Source organism: Nocardioides sp. (genome assembly GCF_035503875.1).
Classification (GTDB): domain Bacteria; phylum Actinomycetota; class Actinomycetes; order Propionibacteriales; family Nocardioidaceae; genus Nocardioides.
Window position 1 is genome coordinate 55628 of sequence record NZ_DATJTA010000093.1, and the last position, 21405, is coordinate 77032.

The 21405-nt window shown below is 73.4% G+C and carries 22 protein-coding genes; 13 read left to right on the forward strand and 9 right to left on the reverse strand.

The features are described from left to right. Position 1: 1 nt before the first annotated feature. Together VMF51_RS23035 and VMF51_RS23040 are read left to right on the forward strand one after the other, a co-directional pair. On the forward strand, positions 2-1027 hold the full coding sequence (locus VMF51_RS23035) for a M48 family metallopeptidase (RefSeq protein WP_325476819.1): 1026 nt from the start codon (positions 2-4) through the stop codon (positions 1025-1027). Positions 1028-1071: 44 nt separating this feature from the next. Then, the gene (locus tag VMF51_RS23040) at positions 1072-1665 is read left to right on the forward strand and encodes a TIGR03086 family metal-binding protein (protein ID WP_325476820.1); all 594 of its coding nucleotides are present in this window, start codon (positions 1072-1074) and stop codon (positions 1663-1665) included. A 206-nt stretch (positions 1666-1871) separates the two neighbouring features. Here VMF51_RS23040 and VMF51_RS23045 read toward each other — a convergent pair whose 3' ends face one another. Next, complete coding sequence (locus VMF51_RS23045) at positions 1872-2015, reverse strand: hypothetical protein (protein ID WP_325476821.1); 144 nt, start codon at positions 2013-2015, stop codon at positions 1872-1874. Between the two features lie 81 nt (positions 2016-2096). Between VMF51_RS23045 and VMF51_RS23050 the strand changes: the two genes are divergently transcribed. From VMF51_RS23050 to VMF51_RS23060, 3 genes are all read left to right on the forward strand, one after another. Continuing rightward, positions 2097-2387, forward strand: a complete 291-nt coding sequence (locus VMF51_RS23050) for a DUF1330 domain-containing protein (RefSeq protein WP_325476822.1) — start codon at positions 2097-2099, stop codon at positions 2385-2387. A 59-nt stretch (positions 2388-2446) separates the two neighbouring features. Further along, a complete protein-coding gene (locus VMF51_RS23055; RefSeq protein WP_325476823.1) occupies positions 2447-3613 on the forward strand; it encodes a glycosyltransferase in 1167 nt (388 codons plus the stop codon). Positions 3614-3682: 69 nt separating this feature from the next. Next, on the forward strand, positions 3683-3865 hold the full coding sequence (locus tag VMF51_RS23060; protein ID WP_325476824.1) for a DUF1918 domain-containing protein: 183 nt from the start codon (positions 3683-3685) through the stop codon (positions 3863-3865). A gap of 9 nt (positions 3866-3874) precedes the next feature. Here VMF51_RS23060 and VMF51_RS23065 read toward each other — a convergent pair whose 3' ends face one another. The 7 genes from VMF51_RS23065 to VMF51_RS23095 form a co-directional block, all read right to left on the reverse strand. Then, positions 3875-4741 (reverse strand): CoA ester lyase, encoded by an 867-nt coding sequence (locus VMF51_RS23065; protein ID WP_325476825.1) that lies wholly within the window; start codon positions 4739-4741, stop codon positions 3875-3877. Between the two features lies 1 nt (position 4742). Beyond that, entirely contained in the window at positions 4743-5831 is a 1089-nt protein-coding gene (locus tag VMF51_RS23070) for a CoA ester lyase (protein WP_325476826.1), read from the reverse strand. A 24-nt stretch (positions 5832-5855) separates the two neighbouring features. Then, positions 5856-6242, reverse strand: a complete 387-nt coding sequence (locus VMF51_RS23075; RefSeq protein WP_325476827.1) for a cyclic nucleotide-binding domain-containing protein — start codon at positions 6240-6242, stop codon at positions 5856-5858. Between the two features lie 96 nt (positions 6243-6338). Beyond that, positions 6339-6839: a DUF1992 domain-containing protein gene (locus VMF51_RS23080; protein ID WP_325476828.1), complete on the reverse strand. Its 501-nt coding sequence runs from the start codon at positions 6837-6839 to the stop codon at positions 6339-6341. Positions 6840-6918: 79 nt separating this feature from the next. Next, a complete protein-coding gene (locus VMF51_RS23085; protein ID WP_325476829.1) occupies positions 6919-8367 on the reverse strand; it encodes an MFS transporter in 1449 nt (482 codons plus the stop codon). Continuing rightward, positions 8364-9689 (reverse strand): M20/M25/M40 family metallo-hydrolase, encoded by a 1326-nt coding sequence (locus VMF51_RS23090; protein WP_325476830.1) that lies wholly within the window; start codon positions 9687-9689, stop codon positions 8364-8366. Before VMF51_RS23090 ends, VMF51_RS23085 begins: the two co-directional genes overlap by 4 nt. A 95-nt stretch (positions 9690-9784) precedes the next feature. Next, positions 9785-10390 carry a nitroreductase family protein gene (locus VMF51_RS23095; RefSeq protein ID WP_325476831.1) on the reverse strand — a complete coding sequence of 202 codons (606 nt, stop codon included), beginning with the start codon at positions 10388-10390 and terminating at the stop codon, positions 9785-9787. Between VMF51_RS23095 and VMF51_RS23100 the strand changes: the two genes are divergently transcribed. The 5 genes from VMF51_RS23100 (at position 10389) to VMF51_RS23120 (ending at position 17407) form a co-directional block, all read left to right on the forward strand. Beyond that, positions 10389-11621, forward strand: a complete 1233-nt coding sequence (locus VMF51_RS23100; protein ID WP_325476832.1) for an allantoate amidohydrolase — start codon at positions 10389-10391, stop codon at positions 11619-11621. The genes VMF51_RS23095 and VMF51_RS23100 overlap by 2 nt on opposite strands. Beyond that, positions 11618-12976, forward strand: coding sequence for a formimidoylglutamate deiminase (locus tag VMF51_RS23105; RefSeq protein WP_325476833.1), 1359 nt, complete (start codon positions 11618-11620; stop codon positions 12974-12976). The genes VMF51_RS23100 and VMF51_RS23105 overlap by 4 nt, the downstream gene beginning before the upstream one ends. Beyond that, complete coding sequence (hutI, locus tag VMF51_RS23110; protein WP_325476834.1) at positions 12973-14130, forward strand: imidazolonepropionase; 1158 nt, start codon at positions 12973-12975, stop codon at positions 14128-14130. Before VMF51_RS23105 ends, hutI begins: the two co-directional genes overlap by 4 nt. A gap of 98 nt (positions 14131-14228) precedes the next feature. Further along, entirely contained in the window at positions 14229-14372 is a 144-nt protein-coding gene (locus tag VMF51_RS23115) for a hypothetical protein (protein ID WP_325476835.1), read from the forward strand. 68 nt (positions 14373-14440) lie between these two features. Continuing rightward, complete coding sequence (locus VMF51_RS23120; RefSeq protein WP_325476836.1) at positions 14441-17407, forward strand: helix-turn-helix transcriptional regulator; 2967 nt, start codon at positions 14441-14443, stop codon at positions 17405-17407. A gap of 78 nt (positions 17408-17485) precedes the next feature. On the opposite strand, the gene VMF51_RS23125 is transcribed toward VMF51_RS23120, so the two are convergent. Then, complete coding sequence (locus tag VMF51_RS23125) at positions 17486-18205, reverse strand: SDR family oxidoreductase (protein ID WP_325476837.1); 720 nt, start codon at positions 18203-18205, stop codon at positions 17486-17488. Between the two features lie 223 nt (positions 18206-18428). On the opposite strand from VMF51_RS23125, the gene VMF51_RS23130 reads away from it, so the two are divergent. The 3 genes from VMF51_RS23130 to VMF51_RS23140 are packed head-to-tail and all read left to right on the forward strand — an operon-like array spanning position 18429 to position 21294. Further along, on the forward strand, positions 18429-19763 hold the full coding sequence (locus VMF51_RS23130) for a flavin-containing monooxygenase (RefSeq protein WP_325476838.1): 1335 nt from the start codon (positions 18429-18431) through the stop codon (positions 19761-19763). Then, positions 19760-20380 (forward strand): TetR/AcrR family transcriptional regulator, encoded by a 621-nt coding sequence (locus VMF51_RS23135; RefSeq protein WP_325476839.1) that lies wholly within the window; start codon positions 19760-19762, stop codon positions 20378-20380. Before VMF51_RS23130 ends, VMF51_RS23135 begins: the two co-directional genes overlap by 4 nt. Continuing rightward, entirely contained in the window at positions 20377-21294 is a 918-nt protein-coding gene (locus VMF51_RS23140) for an alpha/beta hydrolase (protein ID WP_325476840.1), read from the forward strand. Before VMF51_RS23135 ends, VMF51_RS23140 begins: the two co-directional genes overlap by 4 nt. The last annotated feature ends 111 nt before the right edge of the window (positions 21295-21405 follow it).

Here is a 21405-nt window from a genome sequence, read left to right on the forward strand (position 1 = left end):
CGTGACGACCTCGCCGGCTCGCCCCCGTGCCATCCTCCGCGACATCAGCTCCCGCGCCTGGGAGCATCCCGCCGACCGCGGCGCGCTGGTGGCGCTGCGCAAGCTGAAGGGCTTCGACACGGTCCTGAAGGCCATGTCGGGGCTGGTCAACGAGCGCGCCGTACGCCTGGTGTTCCTCGGGTCCGCCGTCCGCGTCGACGAGCGGCAGTTCGCGACGCTGCACCGGCTGCTCGGGGAGGTGGCCGAGGTGCTCGACGCCCCGGACCTGCCGAAGCTCCCCGAGGTGTACGTCGCCGCCAACCCGGTCCCGAACGCCCACACCCTGGGCATGAACGAGCCGTTCATCGTGCTCACCTCGGGGTTGGTCGACCTGCTCGACGAGGACGAGCTGCGCTTCGTCATCGGGCACGAGCTCGGGCACGCGCTGAGCGGGCACGCGGTCTACCAGACGCTGCTCCAGCGCCTGATCAAGCTCTCCGGGCTGATGTCGACGATCCCGATCGGCGGTCTCGGGGTGCGCGCGATCGTGGCGGCGTTGCACGAGTGGTCGCGCAAGTCCGAGCTCTCGGCCGACCGGGCCGGCCTGCTCGCGACCCAGGATCCGGCGACGGCGTTCCGGGTTCACATGAAGCTCGCGTCGGGCGGCCGTCTCGACGACCTCGACACCCCGGCGTTCTTCGCGCAGGGCAAGGAGTACCTGGAGGCCGGCGACCTGCGGGACTCGGTGCTGAAGCTGCTGCTGATCGAGAACCAGTCGCACCCGTTCGCCGTCGTACGCGCGGCCGAGCTGCGGCGCTGGGTCGACTCCGGCGAGTACACCGCGATGCTCGGCGGCACCTACCCGCGCCGCGACGACGACGCCACGGCGACCGTCACCGACGCGGCCCGCGAGGCCGCGCGCAGCTACTCCGAGGTCTTCGAGCACAGCCAGGACGCGGTCGGGAAGCTCGCCCACGACCTGGCCGGGTTCCTCGGCACCGCCAAGGTCTGGCTCGACGACGCCGTACGGCGCACCCGCGGCGCGTGAGCCGTCGCCGATGAATCCGGGTCGCCCGGCCGGTCGGTAGCGGCATGAGCGACGACACGGGTCAGGGCGCGGCCGAGGAGTGGCGCGAGATCGGCGGCGGCTTCACCCGCCGCGTCGACGGAGCGGACCCGGGGTCCTGGGACGCCCCGGCGCCGGTCGACGGCTGGCGGGCGCGCGACGTGGTCGGCCACCTCGTCGAGTGGTTCCCCGGCTTCCTGGAGTCGGGGTCCGGCATCCGCCTGGAGGTCGCGACCTCGGTCGAGGACGACCCGGCCGCCGCCTGGAACGAGCTGGAGCGCGGGGTCCGCGACCTGCTCGACGACCCGGCGACCGCCACCCGGGTGCTCAGCAACCCGCACATCGGCGACGTGCCGCTCGACCGGGCGGTGTCGCAGTTCTTCACCGCCGACGTCTTCATGCACACCTGGGACCTCGCCCGCGCCACCGGTCAGGACGAGTCGCTCGACCCCGAGCGTTGCGCGCGGATGCTGGCCGGGATGGAGCCGGTCGAGGAGATGATCCGGGCCAGCGGGCAGTACGGCCCGCGGGTCGCCGTACCCGCCGACGCGGATCCGCAGACCCGGCTGCTCGGGTTCATCGGGCGGGACCCGGGCTGGCGGGCGCCGGGGCGGTCCTGAGCCTGGTCGGGGTGGGGTCGGGCCGTGCAGGCTCATCACGGTATGCAGACGAACTCTCGGTTCCCACGGCGTACCCACCGTGGGAACCGACAATCGGTCTGCATACCGTGATGAGCCCGCAACCCGGCCCAGCCGATGCCCAGCCCCGGACATGACACGACCCCGGCCGTCCGGCCGGGGTCGTGACGAAGGTGCCGAGGCTCTCGCTAGTAGACCCGTCGACGGGTGCCACCGATCGGCACCAGGTTGAGGATCAACCCGACCACCAGCAGGATCGCGCCGATCGTGGTGAGGATGCTCGTGGTCGTGACGAGGCCGAGCACCAGCAGGATCAGTCCGAGGACGATCATTTCAGTCTCCTTCCGGGAGCGTCTGCGGTTCCGGTACCCCGAAGTCCGAGACGGGTCACCCGGGTTCGGCAGGATGGCCCCATGAGCGCCTACTGGATCAGCATCTACAAGGAGATCCTCGACGAGTCGAAGCTGGCGGCGTACGCCGTGCTCGCGGGACCCGCCCTCGAGGAGGCCGGCGGGACCTTCGTGGCCCGTGGCCTGCCGGCGCAGACGTGGGAGTCGGGGGAGGCGACCCGGACCGTGGTGATCCGCTTCGACTCGGTCGAGGCTGCCCGGGCCGCCCACGACAGCCCGGCGTACCAGGAGGCGCTCGCCGCGCTCGACGGCGGCGCCGTCCGCGAGATCCGCGTGGTGCCCGGCGTGGAGTAACCCCGGCACTCATCAAATTCGGGGCTGTCGGCGCGCGCGGGCGCTGCGACGATGTCGAGATGCGCGTGCTCGTCGCCAGCACCGCGGGGTCGGGCCACTTCGGTCCGCTGGTCCCCGTCGCGCACGCCTGCCGCGAGGCGGGGCACGAGGTGGCGGTCGCGGCGCCGGAGTCGTTCGCGGCCGAGGTCGCCGACGCCGGCCTGGAGCACCGGCCATTCGCCGACGTACCGCCCGACGCGCTCGGCGCGGTGATGGGCCGGCTGCCGGGCATGTCCATGGAGGAGGCCAACCGGACCGTCGTCGCGGAGGTCTTCGGCCGGCTCGACGCGCAGGCCGCCCTGGCGGGCGCGACGGCGACGGTCGAGGAGTGGCGGCCCGACCTGGTGCTCCGCGAGCCGGTCGAGTTCGGCTCGCTCGCCGCGGCGCTGTGCGCCGGCGTGCCGCACGCGGTGGTCGCGGTGGGCGTCGCGGCGCTGATGGAGCAGGTCGGCGCGATGGTCGCGCCGTCGCTGGCCGAGCTCGACACCCTCGCCGGCCTCCCGTTGGGATCCTGCTCGGCCGCGGCCCGCACCGCGCCCACGCTCAGCAGCGTGCCGACGGTCCTCGACGACGTCCGCCCGTCCGACGCCGAGCACGCGGGTCCGGTGCACCGCTACCGGGCGCCAGCGGCCTCCGGTGACGGTGGGCTGCCCGAGGCCTGGGGTGACCCCGACCAGCCCCTCGTTTACGTCAGCTTCGGGTCCGTCGCCGCGGCGCTCCCGCCGTTCGCCGGGATCTACCCGGCGGTGCTGGAGGCGCTGGCCGAGGAGCCCGTCCGCGTCCTGCTCACGACCGGTCGCGGCGTCGCGGTCGACACCCTGACCGTCCCGCCGAACACCCGGGTCGAGCAGTGGTGGCCCCAGGCCGACGTGTTGCCGTACGCCGCCGCGGTGGTCGGCCACGGCGGCTTCGGTACGACGATGGCGGCGCTCGCGGCCGGCGTACCGCAGGTCGTGCTACCGCTGTTCGCGATGGACCAGTTCGTCAATGCCGACCACGTGGCGGCCGTGGGGGCCGGGCTGACCGTCGCCGGTGGTCCGGCCGCCGCCGGGGAGCTGCCCGCGGCGCTGGCGCTGGTGCTGCACGACGGCGACTACCGCGCCGCCGCCCGCACGGTCGCCGACCAGATGGCGCAGCTGCCGCCGGTGGCGGACGTCGTACCGGTGCTGGAGCAGGTGGCGAGCTGACCGGCGCCGGCCTGTTGTCCCGCGAGCGGGATGAGGCGCATCGTGGAACCAACGGCTCGAGGAGGACCCATGAGGGCGAACGTCGGCGACCGGCTGGTGGTGGAGAGCGCCTCGGCGGAGCAGCACCGCCGCGAGGGCGAGATCATCGAGGTGCACGGCGAGGAGGGCGCCCCGCCGTACCTCGTGCGGTGGCCGGACGGCCACGAGGGCCTGTGCTGGCCCGGCCCGGACGCCCGGGTGAGCCCCGCCTGACCGGTTCGCTCAGGCGTCGAGCGCCTGGATCGCCTCGTGGATGTCGAGCGTGCGACGGGCGGACTCGACGTGCAGGCTCTCGACCATCTTGCCGTTGAAGGTGACGACACCGGCCCCGGCGCCCTCGTCCCAGGCGCGGATCAGCCCGCGGGCGTCCTCGACGGCCTGCTCGGACGGCGCGAAGGCCGCGTTGGCGCCCTCCACCTGACCGGGGTGGATCAGCGTCTTGCCGTCGAAGCCCATCTCGCGGCCCTGGCGGCACTCGTCGAGGAAGCCCTCGGCGTCCTTCACGTCGTTGTAGACGCCGTCGACGATCGCGATCCCGGCGGCGCGGGCGGCGAGCAGGGCGGTGTGCAGCGACGGCAGGATCGGCGCGCGGCCGGGCACGTGCTCGGCGTACAGCTCCTTGACCAGGTCGTTGGTGCCGATCACGAACGCGGTGAGCCGCTCGGAGGCCCGGGCGATCGCCAGCACGTCGAGGATCGCCACCGGCGTCTCGATCATCGCCCAGAGCTTGGTGTGCTCGGGCGCGCCGGCGCGCTCCATCGCGGAGACGAGCTGCTGCACCTCGGCCGCGCTGTTCACCTTCGGGACCACGATCGCCGCGGGGCCGGCCTGCGCCGCCGCCGCGAGGTCGGCGTCGTGCCAGGCGGTGCCGAGGCCGTTGACCCGGATCGTGACGGTACGACGGCCGTACTCGCCCGACGCGACCGCGGCGCAGGCCGCGTCGCGTGCGGACTCCTTGGCGTCCGGCGCGACGGCGTCCTCGAGGTCGAGGATCAGGGCGTCGCACGGGAGCGACGTGGCCTTCTCGAGCGCCCGCGCGTTGGAGCTCGGCATGTAGAGGACCGAGCGGAGGGGGGTGAACTCGCTCATCTCAGGCCTCCAGCTCGATGGCGTCGTACTGCTTCTTCAGCTCCGGGTCGATGGCGGCCAGCTGCTCGGCCAGCTCCACCATCACCAGGCACTGCTTGAGGGAGGCGTCGTCCTCCATCTTGCCGTCGAGCATGACCGCGCCGGTGCCGTCGCCCATCGCGGCGACCACCCGGCGCGCGTGCCGGATGTCCTCGACGCTGGGGGAGAAGACCCGGTTGGCGATCGCGATCTGCTTCGGGTGCAGGCTCCAGGTGCCGACGCAGCCGAGCAGGAAGGCGTTGCGGAACTGGTCCTCGCAGGCCGTGACGTCGGCGATGTCGCCGAACGGCCCGTAGTAGGGGTAGATGCCGTGCATCGCGCAGGCGTCGACCATCCGGGCGATCGTGTAGTGCCACAGGTCCTGCTGGTACGTCGTCCGGCGGGCGTCGGGCTGCGCCGGGTTCGGGTCCTCGCGGACCAGGTAGCCGGGATGGCCGCCGCCGACCCGGGTGGTCTTCATCCGGCGGTCGGCAGCCAGGTCGGCCGGGCCGAGCGAGAGGCCCTGCATGCGCGGGGAGGCGCCGCAGATCTCCTCGACGTTGGCGACGCCGCGGGCGGTCTCGAGGATCGCGTGGACCAGGATCGGCCGCTCCAGGCCGGCCTTGGCCTCGAGCTGGGCGAGCAGGCGGTCGACGTAGTGGATGTCCTCGGCGCCCTGGACCTTCGGCACCATGATCACGTCGAGCTTGTCGCCGATCGCGGGCACCAGGGTGGTCAGGTCGTCGAGGACCCACGGGCTGTCGAGCGAGTTGATCCGGGTCCACAGCTGGGTCGGCCCGCTCTGCCCTCCGAGATCGGCCGTGGATCGAGCGATGTCGACGAGACCCTCGCGGGCGGCGACCTTGTTGTCGGCCTTGACCGCGTCCTCGAGGTTGCCGAGCAGCACGTCGACGGTGCCGACCATGTCGGGGACCTTCGCCGCCATCTTCGGGTTGCTCGGGTCGAAGAAGTGGATGGCGCGGCTCGGCCGCGCCGGGACCTCCGTCAGGGGCGTCGGCGCGCCGACGGCCAGGGGCCGGAAGAAGTCCTTCGCGCTGCGTGATCCGCTCATGCGCGCGAACGTAGCAGCGGCGGGTTACTCCGGAGTATGAGCAATGTCTCGACGGGCGCGGACGACCTCGTCGAGGGCCTGCTTGAAGTCGGGCAGCTCCTCGCGGAGGCGTCGTACGGCGTCGTCGGTGAAGTGGATGAGCTCCAGCGGGGTGAGGGCCACGAGGGTCGCGGTGCGCAGCGTGTCGGCGACGATCGCGGTCTCGCCCATGATCTCGCCGGGTCCGAGTCGGGCGATCTCCTCGCCGCCACGGCGTACGGAGACCTCGCCGGAGAGGATGATGTACGCCTTGTCGGCCGGGGTGCGCTCCCGGATCGGGGACCAGCCGGCGGGCAGGTGGAGGCGGGTCCCGGCCGCGGTGATCCGCGCGACCTGATCGGGGGTGAATGCGTCGAGGAACGAGTCGGTCATGGTGTGTCCTTTCGGAGACGACGGCTCCCTCTGGACTTCCATACTGACGGTATGGAACGACGCCCGACACCCCCTCGCGGGGTGACGGTGCCCACGTCAGCGGCGGCGCTGCCACCACCGGCGTCGGGGCGGCTCCGCCGCGCGGGCGGTACGCCGGGCCGCGGCGCGCGCCGCGCGGCGCGCCTGCCACGCGGCCACCGTCTCCTCGACGTCGCGCGGCATGGTGATCAGCGGCGGCCCCTCGGGCAGCCGGTAGCGGGCCGCGATCACCCGCTGGTTGAAGTCCTCGACCGCCGCGCGTACCTCCCGCTCGGAGTGCAGCGTGTCGAGCCGGTCGTCGAGCTCGGCATCCTCCTTGCGCAGCTGCACGCTGGGCGGCAGCACGACGAGCCGCTCCCGCTCGACCAGCTTCCGCAACCACCAGTCGGGGTCGTGCCCCGATCCCAGGGCGCCCAACGGCTTGCCCGCGCCGGGCAGGTCGTCGAAGTCGCCGCGCTCCATCGCGATCCGGATCTGCTGGTCGACCCAGGTCTGCTGCTGGGCGATCCGCGCGGCGGCCGCAGCGCGTCCGGTGCGCTCGTCCCGCTCCTCGCTCATGCCCTCCGAGGATAGTCCGTCACACAGAGGTGAGTTACTCGTCGGTAATGCCCCCCTGTGTGACGGACTACCCCGGCGGTCAGACCACTACCGGCCGCTCGTCCACCTCGTCGCGGTCGGGGGTCGGCAGCATCAGCAGCACGGCGGCCGCGACCAGGGCGGCGACCGCGCAGACCGCCCAGACGGTGAGGTAGCCCGAGAGCGGCGCCTTGGCGTCGTCGAAGCCCTCGATCGAGCCGGTGGCGGTCAGCGCGATGGCGAAGACCGAGGAGGCGATCGCGCCGCCGACGGTCTTGGTCGCGTTGGTCATGCCCGTGGCGAAGCCGGTGCGCTCGGGCGGAGCGGTGGCGGCGGCGGTGGCCGGCAGGGCGGCGACCAGGGCGCCGGAGCCGAGGCCGATCACGGCCATGTTGAGCAGCGCCTGCGCGGTCGTGTCGTGCAGGACCAGCCACATGCCGTAGCCGACGGCGACCAGGAGAGCCGACGTGACCAGCGCGTTGCGCGCGCCGAGCAGCCGGCTGGTGAGCGGCAGGCTGAACGCGCCCAGCGCCATGAAGACGACGTAGACCCCGATCAGCGTCGAGACGAACGACGAGCTCGCGCCGAGGCCGTAGCCGGCGACGTCGGGGTCGGTCTGCGCGAAGGTCGACAGCGGGATCTGCGCACCCAGCACCGACATGCCGAAGAGGAACGCCGTCAGCTGCACCGGCCACTGCCCCGGCGTCGCCATCAGGCGTACGTCGATGAGCGGATCCGCGATGCGGTTCTCGTAGCGCACGAACGGCACCAGCACCGCGAGTCCCGCGACGACCAGCAGCCAGGCGACGACGCTGCCGGCACCCTCCAGGCGGATCACCACCAGGCCGGCCATCACCAGTCCGAGCACCAGCGTGATCAGGCCGAGGCCGACCAGGTCGATGCCGCCCGAGGACTCGCCGGGCACGTCCTCGATGCCCCACCAGACCAGGCCCAGGCAGATCGTCACGACGATCGCGGGGAGCATGAGCAGCACGGTCATCGAGGTCGACTCGACCAGCGCGCCGGAGGTGAGCGCGCCGACGATCACGGCCAGCTCGAGGGCGCCGACCAGGACCGCGGCCGAGCGGCGGGTCAGCCGGTTCTGCTCGCGCGAGCCCGCCGTACGCCGGTAGATGATCGCCACCTCGAGCGGCAGCCAGACGACGTACGCGCCCTGGATCGCCCAGCCGATCAGGAACGTGGTGAAGTTCGGCGCGAACGCGAGCACCCACGAGCCGAGCGCGGTGACGGCGGTCGAGAGCAGCAGCACCTTCTTGTGGCCGACCAGGTCGCCGAGGCGCGCGAGGAGCGGGACGCAGAGCGCCGAGACGATCAGCTGGGCCGCCTCGAACCAGTTGACGTCGCCCTCGTGGATGTCGAGGTGCTCGGCGATGTCGGGGTAGATCGGCGTGTAGAAGCCCTGCAGCACGCCGCTCGCGATCTCGACGCAGACCAGGAAGCCGACGATCGCGAACAGGCCGTGGACCGGCTTCAGGGACGTGTCGCTCACGCGGGGAGCCTCTCGATCAGGTGGCGGTACCAGCGGACGCCGTCCAGGAAGGCGTCGACCCCGAGATGCTCGTCGTACGAGTGGATGGCCTGGCGCTGCGCCTTGGTCATCCGGAACGGCGCGAAGCGGTAGACCCGCTCGCAGATCTCCGTGAAGTGGCGGGAGTCGGTGGCGGCCATCATCACGTACGGCGCGGGGACCGCGTCGGGGAAGATCTCGGTGATCGATCGCTCGATCAACGCGAACGCGTCGTCGCGCGGCGAGATCGGGCTCGGCTCGTGCTCCTCGACGATGCTGATCTCCACCTGGTCGTCGCCGATGACCTTGCGGAGGTGCTCGCGCACCCCGGCGACCGTGTCGCCGACCATGATCCGCACGTTGACGCCGGCCGTGGCGGTGGCGGCGATGACGTTGAGCGCCGGGCTGCCGGAGAGCGTGGTGACGGCGAAGCTCGTGCGGACCATCGACGCCGGCTCGGGGCCGGCCGCGAGCAGCGCGCGGGTGAGCAGGGGCTTGATCCGCTCGGCGCCGGCCATCAGCGGGCGCAGCGGGAGCGGCGCGTGCGGGGCCATCCGGCGGAACAGCTCGACGGTCGGCTCCGGGATGCTCGCCGCCATCGGGGACCGCTCGATGCGGGTGATGGCGCGCGCGATCCGGGCCGTCGGACCCCACTTGGCGGGCGTGCTGGCGTGCCCGCCACGGCCGGTGACGGTGAGCTCGAAGGACGTCACGCCCTTCTCGGTCACCCCGACCACGCCGATCGGCGCGCCGACGCCCGGGAACGCCTCGCTGGCGACCGCGCCGCCCTCGTCGAGCACGAACCAGGGGCGTACGCCGCGGCGCCGCAGCTCGGCGACCGCCTCCGGGGCGGCGGCGCCGGAGACCTCCTCGTCGCACCCGAAGCTCAGCCAGACGTCCTGGGCGGGAGTGTGACCGGCCTCCAGCAGCGTCTCGACCGCCTCGCAGACGGCGACCAGCTGGCCCTTGTCGTCCAGGGTGCCGCGGCCCCAGATGCTCCCGTCGACGATCGCGCCGGAGAACGGCGGGTGCTGCCACTCGCCCTCGACCGGGACCACGTCGAGGTGGGCCATCAGTACGACCGGACGCTCGTGGCTGGCGCCCGGCCAGCGGAAGAGCAGGCCGTGGCTGGTGATCCGGGTGAGCTCCAGCCGCTCGTGGAGGAGTGGGAACTGCCGCTCGAGCTCGACGAGGAAGTCGTCGAAGGCCTGGCGGTCGATCTGCTGCGCGTCGCGGTGGCTGACCGTCGGGATCCGGATCAGCGCCTGCAGCTTCGCGACCGCGCGGTCACTCGTGACTGTCATGGCGCGGAGGTTACTCGTGGTTAACCGTTCTCGTATCCGAGACGTGCCCGCGGGGTGGCGGCTTGTGGAGCGGCACCCCCGAACGGTCTGCTGGGTCAGTGACCCCAGCTGCCCCGGTGCACGACCTCGTCGAGCGGACGACGGCCTCGCCGGGCCGGCGATCCGGGCGCCCCGCCGTCGGCCGGGTGACCGAGCGTGATGACACCGATCGGGTCGTGGTCGTCCGGGATGCCGAACGCCTCCCGCACGGCGCCGTCCGCGTGCGGCGGTACCCCGAAGAAGCAGCCGCCCAGCCCGGCGTCGACCGCCGTCTGCAGGATCAACAGGCTGGCCATCGCGGTGTCCAGGTGCCAGAACGGCATCGGCCAGCGGGCCTCGTCGCGGTCGGTCCAGCCCTTGTCGGGCTGGGCGTAGCGATCGAGGTAGGCGGCCTTGCTGCTGCACGGCAGGATCACGACCGGCGCGGTCATCATCCCGCGCAGCCAGGAGTCCGGCTCCCGGCCCGGGTCGCTGGTGGCGGCCCAGAAGCGTCGTACGTCGTCGGGGGTGTCCAGCACCAGGAACGCCCAGCCCTGGCTGAACCCGGCGCTCGGCGCCCGGGTCGCGTTGGCCAGCGCGCGCTCGACGACGGCCGGGTCGACGGCCTCGTCGGTGTAGCGGCGCACCATCCGTCGGCGGCGGACGACATCGGAGAACTCCATGGAGGAAACCTTGCCCGATGACTTCGAGGCCATGTGGGCCGACCTCGCGCCGGTCGGCCGGTCCGCGACCAGCGGGGGCTACTTCCGCCAGCCGTTCCTGAGCGCCGAGCGCGAGCTGGTCGCGTGGTTCGTCGAGCAGTGCGCCGCCCGCGGCCTGCGCGTCGAGGCCGACGGCTTCGGCAACACGGTCGCCTGGTGGGACCCGACGGTGGTTGAGGAGGTTGCGCAGCAACCGTCTCGAAACCCCCGCAGCTCACGCACCGACGCCGTCCTCACCGGCTCCCACCTCGACTCGGTCCTCGACGGCGGCGCGTACGACGGGCCGCTCGGCGTGGTCTCCGCGCTGGCGGCGGTGGACGAGCTGCGCGCACGGGGCGTCGTACCGACGCGACCGCTGGGGATCGGGGTCTTCGCCGAGGAGGAGGGGTCGCGCTTCGGGCTCGCCTGCCTGGGCTCGCGGCTGGCCACGGGGGCGCTGTCGTGGGACGACGCGCGGTCGCTGAGGGACGCCTCGGGGGTGGCGCTGGGCGACGTGTTGCCGGGCGGTACGTCGGACCTGCTGTCGTCTGTCGGGACCTTCGTCGAGCTGCACGTCGAGCAGGGCCGGGACCTGGTCGACCGGGACGCCGCCGTCGGGCTGGCCAGCGGGATCTGGCCGCACGGGCGCTACCGCTTCGACTTCACCGGGGCCGCGAACCACGCCGGGACGACCCGGATGGCCGATCGGGCCGACCCGATGCTGACGTACGCGATGACGGTGCTCGCGGCGAACAAGCAGGCGCGGCTGGCCGACCAGCGGGCGACGTTCGGCCGGGTGGCGGTCGAGCCCAACGGGACCAACGCCGTCCCCTCGAAGGTGACCGGCTGGCTGGACGCGCGCTGCTCGTCCGAGGACGCACTGGCCGCGCTGGTCGAGGCGGTGGAGCGGCAGGCGTCGGACCGGGCGTCGCGGGACGGCACGGCGGTGGCGGTGACCGCGGAGTCGGTCTCCGGAGCGGTCGGCTTCGACCCGGCGCTCGCGGCATCGCTGGCCGAGCCACGCGGCTGGCCGGTGATCCCGACCCAGGCCGGCCACGACGCCGGCATCCTCCAGGCGGCGGGCATCCCCACGGCGATGCTCTTCGTCCGCAACCCGACGGGCGTCTCGCACTCTCCCGCCGAGTCGGCAGAACTTGCCGACTGCCTGACCGGGGTGACCGCGCTCGCCGACGTACTCCAGGGACTGCTGTGACGAGGTACCTCCTCGAGCGGGCCTGGGTCGGCGGCGCGGTGGTCGACGACGTGGTGGTGGAGATCGAGGGCGGCCGGTTCACCGAGGTGGGGGTTCTGGGGGAGAGCCGGACGTTCTCGGGGGAAGTTTCGGCTGAGAACGTCCGGATTCCCCGGTTCACCGGGGAATCTGCGCACCGGCTCCCCGGCCTGACCCTCCCCGGCCTGGCCAACGCCCACAGCCACGCCTTCCACCGGGCGCTGCGGGGCCGGACCCAGCGCGAGCGGGGGACGTTCTGGACCTGGCGCGAGCAGATGTACGACGTCGCGGGGCGGCTCGACCCCGACTCCTACCTCCGGCTGGCGCGGGCGGTCTACCGGGAGATGGCGGCGGCGGGGATCACCACGGTCGGGGAATTCCACTACCTGCACCACCAGCCCGGCGGCACGCCGTACGACGACCCGAACGCGATGGGCCGCGCGCTGCTCCAGGCTGCGGCCGATGCCGGGATCCGGATCGCGCTGCTCGATACGTGCTACTTGAGCAGCGGCTTCGGCCGGCCTGTCCAACGGCCGCAATTGCGCTACTCGGACGGGTCGGCGGAGGCCTGGGCCGCACGGAAGGCGCAATTGCGGCCGTTGGGCGACCCGCACGTCGCCCGCGGCGCGGCCATCCACTCCGTCCGAGCGGTTCCGCGCGAGCAGCTGCCCACCGTCGTCGAGGCGACCCGCGGCGGGCCGCTGCACGTCCACCTCAGCGAACAGCCCGCGGAGAACGACGACTGCGTGGCGGCGTACGGCGTCACCCCGACCGCACTCCTGCACGATGCGGGCGCGCTCGGGCCGGACACCACCGTCGTCCACGCCACCCACCTCACGGAGGAGGACGTCCGCACGCTCGGACGCACCGCCACGACCGCCTGCTTCTGCCCCACCACCGAGCGCGACCTCGGCGACGGCATCGGCCCGAGCCGGGCGCTGCGCCGGGCCGGGGCGCGGCTGAGCCTGGGCAGCGACAGCCACGCGGTGGTCGACCTGTTCGAGGAGATGCGCGCCGTCGAGCTCGACGAGCGGCTGGCCACCCGGCAGCGCGGGCACTGGAGCGCCGCCGAACTGCTCGCCGCCGGGACCCGGCACGACAGCCTCGGCTTCCCCGACGCCGGCCGGATCGAGGTCGGAGCCCGCGCGGACCTGGTCACCATCGCCACCGACACCCCCAGCACGGCGGGCACCGGCGCCGACGAGCAGACCGCGGTGTTCGCCGCGACCGCCGCCGACGTCACGCACGTGGTCGTCGACGGCAGGGTCGTGTACGACGGGGACCGCGCCGCGGTCGGCCGCGCCCTGCGGCAGGAGATCGAGGAGGTCTGGCGATGACCGCCACCGTGTTCACCGGCATCGCCGAGCTGGTCACCAACGACCCCGAGCGCGACGACCTCCTCGGCGTCCACGAGCAGGCCGCGCTCGTCGTCGAAGGCGCCGGCGTCGCCTGGATCGGACCCGCCGCCGAGGCTCCGCCCGCGGACGCGGCGTACGACCTCGCCGGCCGCGCCGTCCTGCCCGGCTTCGTCGACAGCCACAGCCACCTGGTGTTCGGGGGAGACCGGGCGCCGGAGTTCGCCGCGCGGATGGCCGGGGAGCCGTACGCCGCCGGCGGGATCCGGACGACGGTCGCCGCGACCCGCGCCGCCACCGACGAGCAGCTCACCGCCCACGTCGCGCGGCTGGTCGCGGAGATGCGCCGGCAGGGCACCACGACCGTGGAGATCAAGAGCGGCTACGGGCTCAGCGTCCGCGACGAGCTCCGCAGCCTCGCCGTCGCGCACCAGTTCACCGACGAGACCACCTTCCTCGGCGCGCACGTGGTCCCCGACGGCACGACCCCCGAGGAGTACGTCGACCTGGTGACCGGCCCGATGCTGGAGGCCGTGCGCCCGTACGCCCGCTGGATCGACGTCTTCTGCGAGCGCGGGGCCTTCGACGAGGACCAGGCGCGGACCGTCCTGGCCGCCGGCGCCGCCACCGGGCTGCGCGGGCGGCTGCACGCCAACCAGCTGGGGCCGGGCCCCGGCGTACGCCTGGCGGCTGAGCTGGGGCTGGTCGCCGTCGACCACTGCACCCACCTCGACGACGCCGACGTGGACGCCCTGCGCGACAGCGGCACGGTGGCGACCCTGCTGCCGGGCGTGGAGTTCTCCACCCGCCAGCCCTACCCGGACGCCCGCCGGCTCCTCGACGCCGGCGTCCGCGTCGCGCTGGCCAGCGACTGCAACCCCGGCTCGTCGTACACCTCCTCGATGCCGTTCTGCGTCGCCCTCGCCGTCCGGGAGATGGGGATGACGCCCGCCGAGGCGGTGCACGCCGCGACCGCGGGAGGAGCGGCGGCGCTCGACCGCGACGACGTCGGACGGCTCACCGTCGGCAGCCGGGCCGACGTCCTCGTGCTCGACGCCCCCAGCCACGTGCACCTCGCCTACCGCCCGGGGGTCCCTCTCGTCGCCGGCACCTGGGTCGGCGGCCGGCCGATCTGAGGTAGCCGCCACCTCGCCTAAGGCATCTGCCCGATGTGCGGGCCTACCTCAGAGGACGAATCTCGGAGCATCCGCCGAGGAGCTGAGGAGCCCCAGAGATGTTCGAGAGCAACGTGTTCGTCAAGAGCGAGATGGACGTCCGGAGCAACCGGATCCGCAACGGGGTCGCCGGCAGCCGCCGGGGCCGCGTCCGCGTACCGCGAGTACGCCGCCCCGCCGAGGCCAGCGACAACGCCCGCTGACGCCGGCGGTGCCGACCCCCACGAGAAATGCCGGCCACCTGACCGTCGTACCCGGGATCATGGATCCCGTGGAGCACCCCAACCGGAGCACGCCGACCGAGATGGTCGGGCGGGACGCCGAGCTGACGGAGATCGCGACGTCCCTCGGCGTCGGTGCGTCCGGGAACGACGGGGGCGGGATCGTGCTGCTGTCCGGGGACGCCGGCGTCGGCAAGACCCGGCTCCTCACCGAGCTGCGCGACCTGGCCTTCACGGAAGGGTGGCAGGTCGTCGCGGGGCACTGCCTCGACTTCGGCGACAGCGCCCTGCCGTACCTGCCCTTCTCCGAGGTGCTCGGACGGCTGGCCGGCGAGCAGACCGACCTCGTCGAGCGCGTGGTCGCCACCCACCCCGCCCTGGAGCGGCTCCAGCCCGGTCGGCGGGTCCTCAGCGCCGACGCGGGCCGTGACGACGCCGGCCGCGGCGACGCCGCGGCGCTCGACCGGGGCGACCTGTTCGCCGCCGTGCACCTCCTCCTCGAGCGGGCCGCCGAGCGCGCCCCGCTGCTCCTCGTTATCGAGGACGCGCACTGGGCCGACCGGTCGACCCGCGACCTGCTCAGCTTCCTGTTCTCCCGGCCGTTCGCGGGACCGGTCGCGCTGGTGGCGTCGTACCGCTCCGACGACCTGCACCGCCGCCACCCGCTGCGCACCCACGTCGCCGAGTGGTCGCGGCTGCGCGGGGTCGACCGGGTCGCCCTCGGTCCACTGCCCGACGAGGCCGTGCGGGTGCTGGTGACGCAGCTGGTGCCCGAGGGGCTCGGCGCCGAGGAGCTCGCCCGCCTGGTCGAGGGGATCGTCGACCGCGCCGACGGCAACGCGTTCTTCGTCGAGGAGCTCGCGAGCGCGGCCGCCGGAGGCGGGAGCTGGGTGCCGGCCGACCTCGCCGACGTCCTCCTCGTGCGCCTCGACCGGCTCGACGACACCGCCCGCCAGGTCGTCCGCACGGCCAGCGTCAGCGGCCGCAAGGTCGCCCACGACATGCTCGCGTCCGCCTCGGGGCTCGACCCGGCGGCGCTCGACGAGGGCCTGCGCCGCGCGGTCGAGATGAACGTGCTGGTGTCCGACCGCGGCAACTACGCCTTCCGGCACGCCCTGCTCGCCGAGGCCGTGTACGACGACCTGCTGCCGGGCGAGCGCGTGCGGCTGCACGGCCAGTACGCCGCCGCGCTGAGCGAGCGCCGGGCGCGCGGCACCGCGGCCGAGCTGGCCCGCCACGCCCGGCTGGCGATGAACCTCGAGGTTGCCCTCGACGCCAGCATCCAGGCCGGCGACGAGGCCAAGGAGGTCGCCGGGCCGGCCGAGTCGGCGTACCACTACCAGCAGGCACTGGAGCTGCTCGCGCACCCGCGCCTCGCCGAGTCCAGCGAGGTCGACGTCTCCAAGCTGGTGGTCGCGGCGGCCGAGGCGCTGAACGCCAGCGGTGACCCCGAGCGGGCCGCCGCGCTGATCGACGAGCAGCTCGGCCGGCTGCCCGAGGACGCCACCGACGCCGAGCGCTCGCGGATGCTCATCGCCCAGGCCACGGCCCTCTACGTCACCGAGACCGCGCTCGACCCCGCCACGCTCTCCGCCGAGGCCCTCGCGCTGGCGCCGCCGGGTGAGAGCCCGCTGCGGGCGCGCGCCCTGACCGTCCACGCCCGGATCCTCGCGTCGCGGGGTCGGTACGAGGAGGCGCACGCCGTCGCGATGGAGGCCCTCGCCCTCGCCGAGCAGCTCGACCTCAACGAGATGGCCTCCGATGCGATCACCACCCTCAGCGGGCTGAAGAAGGCCGGGCCGAAGGAGGGACTGCGGGCCGCGCTGGTCGAGGCGGTCGAGCGGGCCGAGCGCACCGGGGCGGTGATGAGCGAGCTCCGCGGCCGCTTCCTGCTCGGCCGCTCCTTCGAGGACTGGGGCGAGTTCGCGGCGGCCGAGGAGTGGTTCCGCAGCGCGATCGCCACGGCGACGGCGGCGGGCGTGCCGTGGGCGCCGTACGGGTTCGAGTCCCGGTGGCAGCTGGCGTGGGTGCTGCACGTGCAGGGCCGCTGGGACGAGGTGCTGGCCCTCACCGAGGTCACCGACCCGAACCCGCCTCCGATCCCGCGGGCCATCCTCGACGCCGTCCGGCTGCTCGTGGAGCAGGCGCGGGGCGGGGAGGTGTCCCGGGAGGCGCGCGAGCTGCGCCGGCTCTGGGAGCGCGAGGGCGGCATCGCGATCCACGCCGCCGAGCTGCAGATCGTCGCGGCGGGGCGCCGCGAGGACGCGGCGGCCGTGCTGGCGGCGTACGAGGACGCGGTCGGCGTACTCAGCGAGATCTGGCACGAGTGGTTCAGCGCCCGGATCCGGCTCGCCGCCGTGACCATCGCCGCGCTGGCGCCGCTGATCCCGCGGATGAGCGCCGCCGAGCGGGAGCGGGTCGCGGCCGACGTCGACCGGCTGCACGCCGACGGCCACCAGGTGCTGCTGCGCTACTCCGACCCGTCCGGCCACTGGGGTCCGGAGGGTCGATCCTGGGTCAGCCGGCTCGACGCCGAGCGGCTCCGCGGCCGCTGGCTCGCCGGCGTCGACGCCCCCACCCAGGAGGATCTGCTCGAGGCGTGGCGCCGGGCGGCCGCGGACGTCGAGGAGTTCGGGCACGTCCACGAGCTGGCCCGGGTCCGCACCGGACTGGCGGGCATCCTCCGCGCGACCGGCGACCCGGCCGCCGCCCGGGAGGTCGCTGACCAGGCCCGTACGGCGGCCCGCGCGCTCGGCGCCAAGCCGCTCCTGGAGGAGCTCCGCGCGCTGGGCTCCGCCCCCGTCCGCGCGGCCGCATCGGCCCCCGCCACCCTGACCGCCCGCGAGGCCGAGATCCTGGCCCTGGTCGCCGAGGGCCGCTCCAACGGCGAGATCGCCAAGCAGCTGTTCATCAGCGCCAAGACGGTCTCCGTGCACGTCTCGAACATCCTCGCCAAGCTCGGCGCCGCCGGCCGGACCGAGGCGGCGGCGGTGGCGCGGCGGCGAGGCCTGCTGTAACGCGGTGTCCACCGACCTGGTGCGGCGTTGCAGCACCGCACCAGGTCGGTGGACACCGCGTTACAGCAGCGGCGCCGCCTAGCCGAAGGCCCGCGCCACGTGGCCCAGCAGGTCGGGGTAGCGCTGCAGGTGCGCCCCGCCGTTGAGGTCCAGCACCTCGCCGGTCAGCCACCCGGCGCGCGAGATCCAGACGACCGCGTCGGCGATCTCCTCCGGCGACCCCGACCGGCCGAGGGGCGTGTTGGCGAGGTAGTCCTCCTCGATCCCCGGGATCCCCATCGCGGACTCCGTGAGCGGGGTGACGACCAAGCCGGGTGAGACCGCGTTGACCCGGATCCCGCGCGGGCCGAGCTCGAGCGCGGCGACCTCGGTGAGCATCGCCAGACCCGCCTTGGCGGAGCAGTACGCCGCCATCCCCGACCCCGGCTGGCGCGCGTTCAGCGACGTCAGGGACGTGATCGAGCCGCCGGAGGTCAGCACCCGGGCGGCGTGCTTCATCACGATCATCCCGCCGGTGAGGTTCACGTCGACCACCCGCCGGAACTCCGCCACGTCGTGGTCGGCCACGGGCATCAGGGTGCTGACCCCGGCGCTGTTGACCACCACGTCGACCCGCCCGTGCCGGTCGACCACGCCGTCGAGGAACCCCGACACCGCCGGCTCCGAGGTGACGTCGACGTCGGGCAGGTCGGCGACCTCGACGTCGTACCCGTCGGCGGCGAGCGCGGTGGCGCAGGCCGCGCCGATGCCGGACGCACCGCCGAAGACGACGGCGACATGAGAGCTGGATTCGGGCACAAGGACCTCCGCTTAGTGATCTGGGACCTGGTGTCCCGGCTCGGCCCTGGCCTGCTGCGCCTCGCTCTCCGGGCACCTGGCGGCGTTGTCGTCGGTCGCCGTGGCTCCGCCACGGCTCCCTCCTCCGCCTTGCCAGGCGCTCCGGACAGCGACGCTCGCGACGGCCATGACCGAGCCGGGACACCAATTGACGCGTGTCAACTTAGGCCCTAGCGTCCCCGTCATGCCAGCACCCAGCTACCTCCCGCGGACCGCAGTGATCGGCGCGGGCATCAGCGGCCTCACCGCGGCCAAGATGCTCGGCGACTACGGCGTGCCGTACACCGTTTTCGAGGCCTCCGACCGGGTCGGCGGCAACTGGGCGTTCGGCAACCCCAACGGGCACAGCAGCGCCTACCGCTCGCTGCACATCGACACGTCCAAGCACCAGCTGTCCTTCAAGGACTTCCCGATGCCGGACGACTACCCGGACTTCCCGCGCCACACCCTGATCAAGGACTACCTCGACGCGTACGCCGACGCGTTCGGCCTGCGCGAGCACATCGAGTTCGAGAACGGTGTGCAGCACGCCGAGCGGCGGCCGGACGGCGGCTGGGACATCACCGACCAGGCGGGCGACGTACGCCGCTTCGAGCTGCTCGTGGTCGCCAACGGCCACCACTGGGACCCGCGCACGGCGGAGTTCCCGGGCGAGTTCACCGGGCGGTCGATCCACTCGCACCACTACATCGACCCGTGGACCCCGCTGAACCTGATGGACCAGCGGATCCTCGTCGTCGGTCTCGGCAACAGCGCCGCCGACATCACCGTCGAGCTCTCGCAGCGGGCGCTGCGCAACGAGGTGACGCTGTCGACGCGCAGCAGCGCGTGGATCGTGCCGAAGCTGATGTACGGCAAGGCCGCCGACATGAACTACCGCACGAACCCGCACCTGCCGCTGAGCTGGCAGCGCAAGCTCGCCCAGTGGGGCCAGCGGTTCACCGCCTCCGACCCGACGCTGTACGGCCTGCCGAAGCCCAACCACAAGTTCTTCGAGGCGCACCCGACGCAGTCCGGCGAGCTGCCGCTGCGGCTGAAGTCGGGCGACGTGACGCCGAAGGGCGACGTCGCGCGGCTCGACGGCGAGACCGTGCACTTCGAGGACGGCACCAGCGCCGACTTCGACGTGATCATCTACGCCACCGGCTACAACATCACCTTCCCGTTCTTCGACGAGGACTTCGTCAGCGCCCCGGAGAACCAGATCCGGCTCTACAAGCGGATGTTCAAGCCCGGCCTCGACGACCTGGTGTTCATGGGCTTCGCGCAGGCCACGCCGACGCTGTTCCCGTTCGTCGAGAGCCAGGCCCGGCTGCTCGGGGCGTACGCCGTCGGCCGCTACGCGCTGCCCGACACCGCCGAGATGGAGCGGGTGATCGACGCCGACATGAAGCTGTACACGGGCCACATGCTCGACCGGCCGCGGCACACCCACCAGCTCGACTACTTCGTCTACGAGCACGACCTGCGCACCCGCGAGCTGCCTGCCGGCGTACGACGGGCCGAGGTGGTCGCGTGACCGTCACCCGGGGCGACCGGCGCCGTACGGCTCTGCTCGCCGCCCTCGACGAGCACCTTCGCGAGGCCGGACCGGGCGCGCGCCTGGACGACATCAACGTCGCCGACCTCTCGCGGCGTGCAGGAGTGACGCGGTCGGCGTTCTACTTCTACTTCGACAACAAGGCGGCCGCGGTGGCCGCCCTGATGGATGAGATGTACGACGAGGCCTGGGGCGCCGCCGACCTGCTCGGGGGCGACGGGTCGATGCGCGACCGGACCGCGGCTGCCATCCGCACCGTCTTCGACGGATGGACCCAGCGGCCGCACGTCTACCGCGCGATGCTCGAGGCGCGGGCGACCAGCCCGGCCGCGCGGGAGCGCTGGGAGGCGCACGTCGCGTCGTTCGTCGAGGTCGTCGCTGCCGTGATCGACGCCGAGCGGGTGGCCCGGCAGGAGACCGGCGGGCCGCCGGCGGTCGCGATCGCGACCGCGCTGCTGGACGTCAACGACCGCACGCTGGAGCGGTTCGTGCGCGCGGGCGAGGACCCCGGGGACGGCGAGAGCTTCGACTGGGAGACGCACGTGGACGCCGTCGTCCACCTCTGGCTGAGCACGATCTACGGGAGCATCCGATGACCTACGAGTCGCTCACCTTCACCTCCGGCGGCGTCGCCTGCGACGCCTGGCACTTCGCGGGCGCCGGCGACGAGCTCGCCTCCGCCGCGGGGCGGCCGGTCGTGGTCATGGCGCACGGGCTGGCCGGCACCAAGGACTCCGGGCTGGAGCCGTTCGCCGTCGGGCTGGCGAAGGCCGGGCTCGACGTACTCGCCTTCGACTACCGCGGCTTCGGCTCCTCCGAGGCTCCTGCCGGCTCGCCCCGGCAGGTGGTCTCGATGGCCGGCCAGCTCGAGGACTACCGCGCCGCCATGGCCGCGGCGGCCCGGCTGCCCGGCGTCGACCCGCGCCGGCTGGTGCTCTGGGGGGTCTCCCTCGCGGGCGGCCACGTGCTCGCCGCGGCCGCGCACCGCGACGACGTCGCCGCGGTCGTCTCGCTGACCCCGCTGGTCGACGGGCTCGCCGCCGGCCGGCACGCGATGGCGCACCACAAACCCTCCGCGATGCTGCGCTCCACGGTCGCGGGCGTGCGCAGCCGGGTCGGGAGCCAGGTGCTGATGCCGGTCGTCGCCGCTCCAGGCGAGCTCGGTGCGCTGACGCTCCCGGGCGCGCAGGAGGACTACCTCGCCATCGCCGGCCCGACCTGGCGCAACGAGGTCGACGCCGCCGTCGGGCTGGAGCTCGGCGGTCACCGCCCGGGCCGCGAGGCCAAGCACGTCCGCGCCCCGCTGCTCGTCCAGATCGCCGACTTCGACCGCAGCGCCCCGCCGTACGCCGCCGCCAAGGCCGCCTTCGAGGCCCGCGCCGAGGTCCGTCACTACCCGTGCGACCACTTCGACGTGTGGCCCGGGAAGGACTGGTTCGAGCCGGCGCTGGAGCACCAGGTGGCGTTCCTGCGGCGGCACCTGGGCGGCGGGGCGGCGCCCGTGCTGTAACGCGATGTTCGCTGCACTACCAGCACGCTGTAACGGGCTGCTAGTGCGGCGAACGTCGCGTTACAGCTGAGCAGCCCAGCCTGTTGACAGATGTTCAACAGCCGCGCCACC

What these genes read in the sequence shown, in the direction of transcription:
- VMF51_RS23040 (WP_325476820.1), top strand. Translation starts at nt 1,072, where the DNA reads ATGAGCGACGACACGGGTCAGGGCGCGGCCGAGGAGTGGCGCGAGATC.
- VMF51_RS23045 (WP_325476821.1), bottom strand. Translation starts at nt 2,015, where the DNA reads ATGATCGTCCTCGGACTGATCCTGCTGGTGCTCGGCCTCGTCACGACC.
- VMF51_RS23050 (WP_325476822.1), top strand. Translation starts at nt 2,097, where the DNA reads ATGAGCGCCTACTGGATCAGCATCTACAAGGAGATCCTCGACGAGTCG.
- VMF51_RS23055 (WP_325476823.1), top strand. Translation starts at nt 2,447, where the DNA reads ATGCGCGTGCTCGTCGCCAGCACCGCGGGGTCGGGCCACTTCGGTCCG.
- VMF51_RS23060 (WP_325476824.1), top strand. Translation starts at nt 3,683, where the DNA reads ATGAGGGCGAACGTCGGCGACCGGCTGGTGGTGGAGAGCGCCTCGGCG.
- VMF51_RS23065 (WP_325476825.1), bottom strand. Translation starts at nt 4,741, where the DNA reads ATGAGCGAGTTCACCCCCCTCCGCTCGGTCCTCTACATGCCGAGCTCC.
- VMF51_RS23070 (WP_325476826.1), bottom strand. Translation starts at nt 5,831, where the DNA reads ATGAGCGGATCACGCAGCGCGAAGGACTTCTTCCGGCCCCTGGCCGTC.
- VMF51_RS23075 (WP_325476827.1), bottom strand. Translation starts at nt 6,242, where the DNA reads ATGACCGACTCGTTCCTCGACGCATTCACCCCCGATCAGGTCGCGCGG.
- VMF51_RS23080 (WP_325476828.1), bottom strand. Translation starts at nt 6,839, where the DNA reads ATGAGCGAGGAGCGGGACGAGCGCACCGGACGCGCTGCGGCCGCCGCG.
- VMF51_RS23090 (WP_325476830.1), bottom strand. Translation starts at nt 9,689, where the DNA reads ATGACAGTCACGAGTGACCGCGCGGTCGCGAAGCTGCAGGCGCTGATC.
- VMF51_RS23100 (WP_325476832.1), top strand. Translation starts at nt 10,389, where the DNA reads ATGGAGGAAACCTTGCCCGATGACTTCGAGGCCATGTGGGCCGACCTC.
- VMF51_RS23095 (WP_325476831.1), bottom strand. Translation starts at nt 10,390, where the DNA reads ATGGAGTTCTCCGATGTCGTCCGCCGCCGACGGATGGTGCGCCGCTAC.
- hutI (WP_325476834.1), top strand. Translation starts at nt 12,973, where the DNA reads ATGACCGCCACCGTGTTCACCGGCATCGCCGAGCTGGTCACCAACGAC.
- VMF51_RS23115 (WP_325476835.1), top strand. Translation starts at nt 14,229, where the DNA reads ATGTTCGAGAGCAACGTGTTCGTCAAGAGCGAGATGGACGTCCGGAGC.
- VMF51_RS23130 (WP_325476838.1), top strand. Translation starts at nt 18,429, where the DNA reads ATGCCAGCACCCAGCTACCTCCCGCGGACCGCAGTGATCGGCGCGGGC.
- VMF51_RS23140 (WP_325476840.1), top strand. Translation starts at nt 20,377, where the DNA reads ATGACCTACGAGTCGCTCACCTTCACCTCCGGCGGCGTCGCCTGCGAC.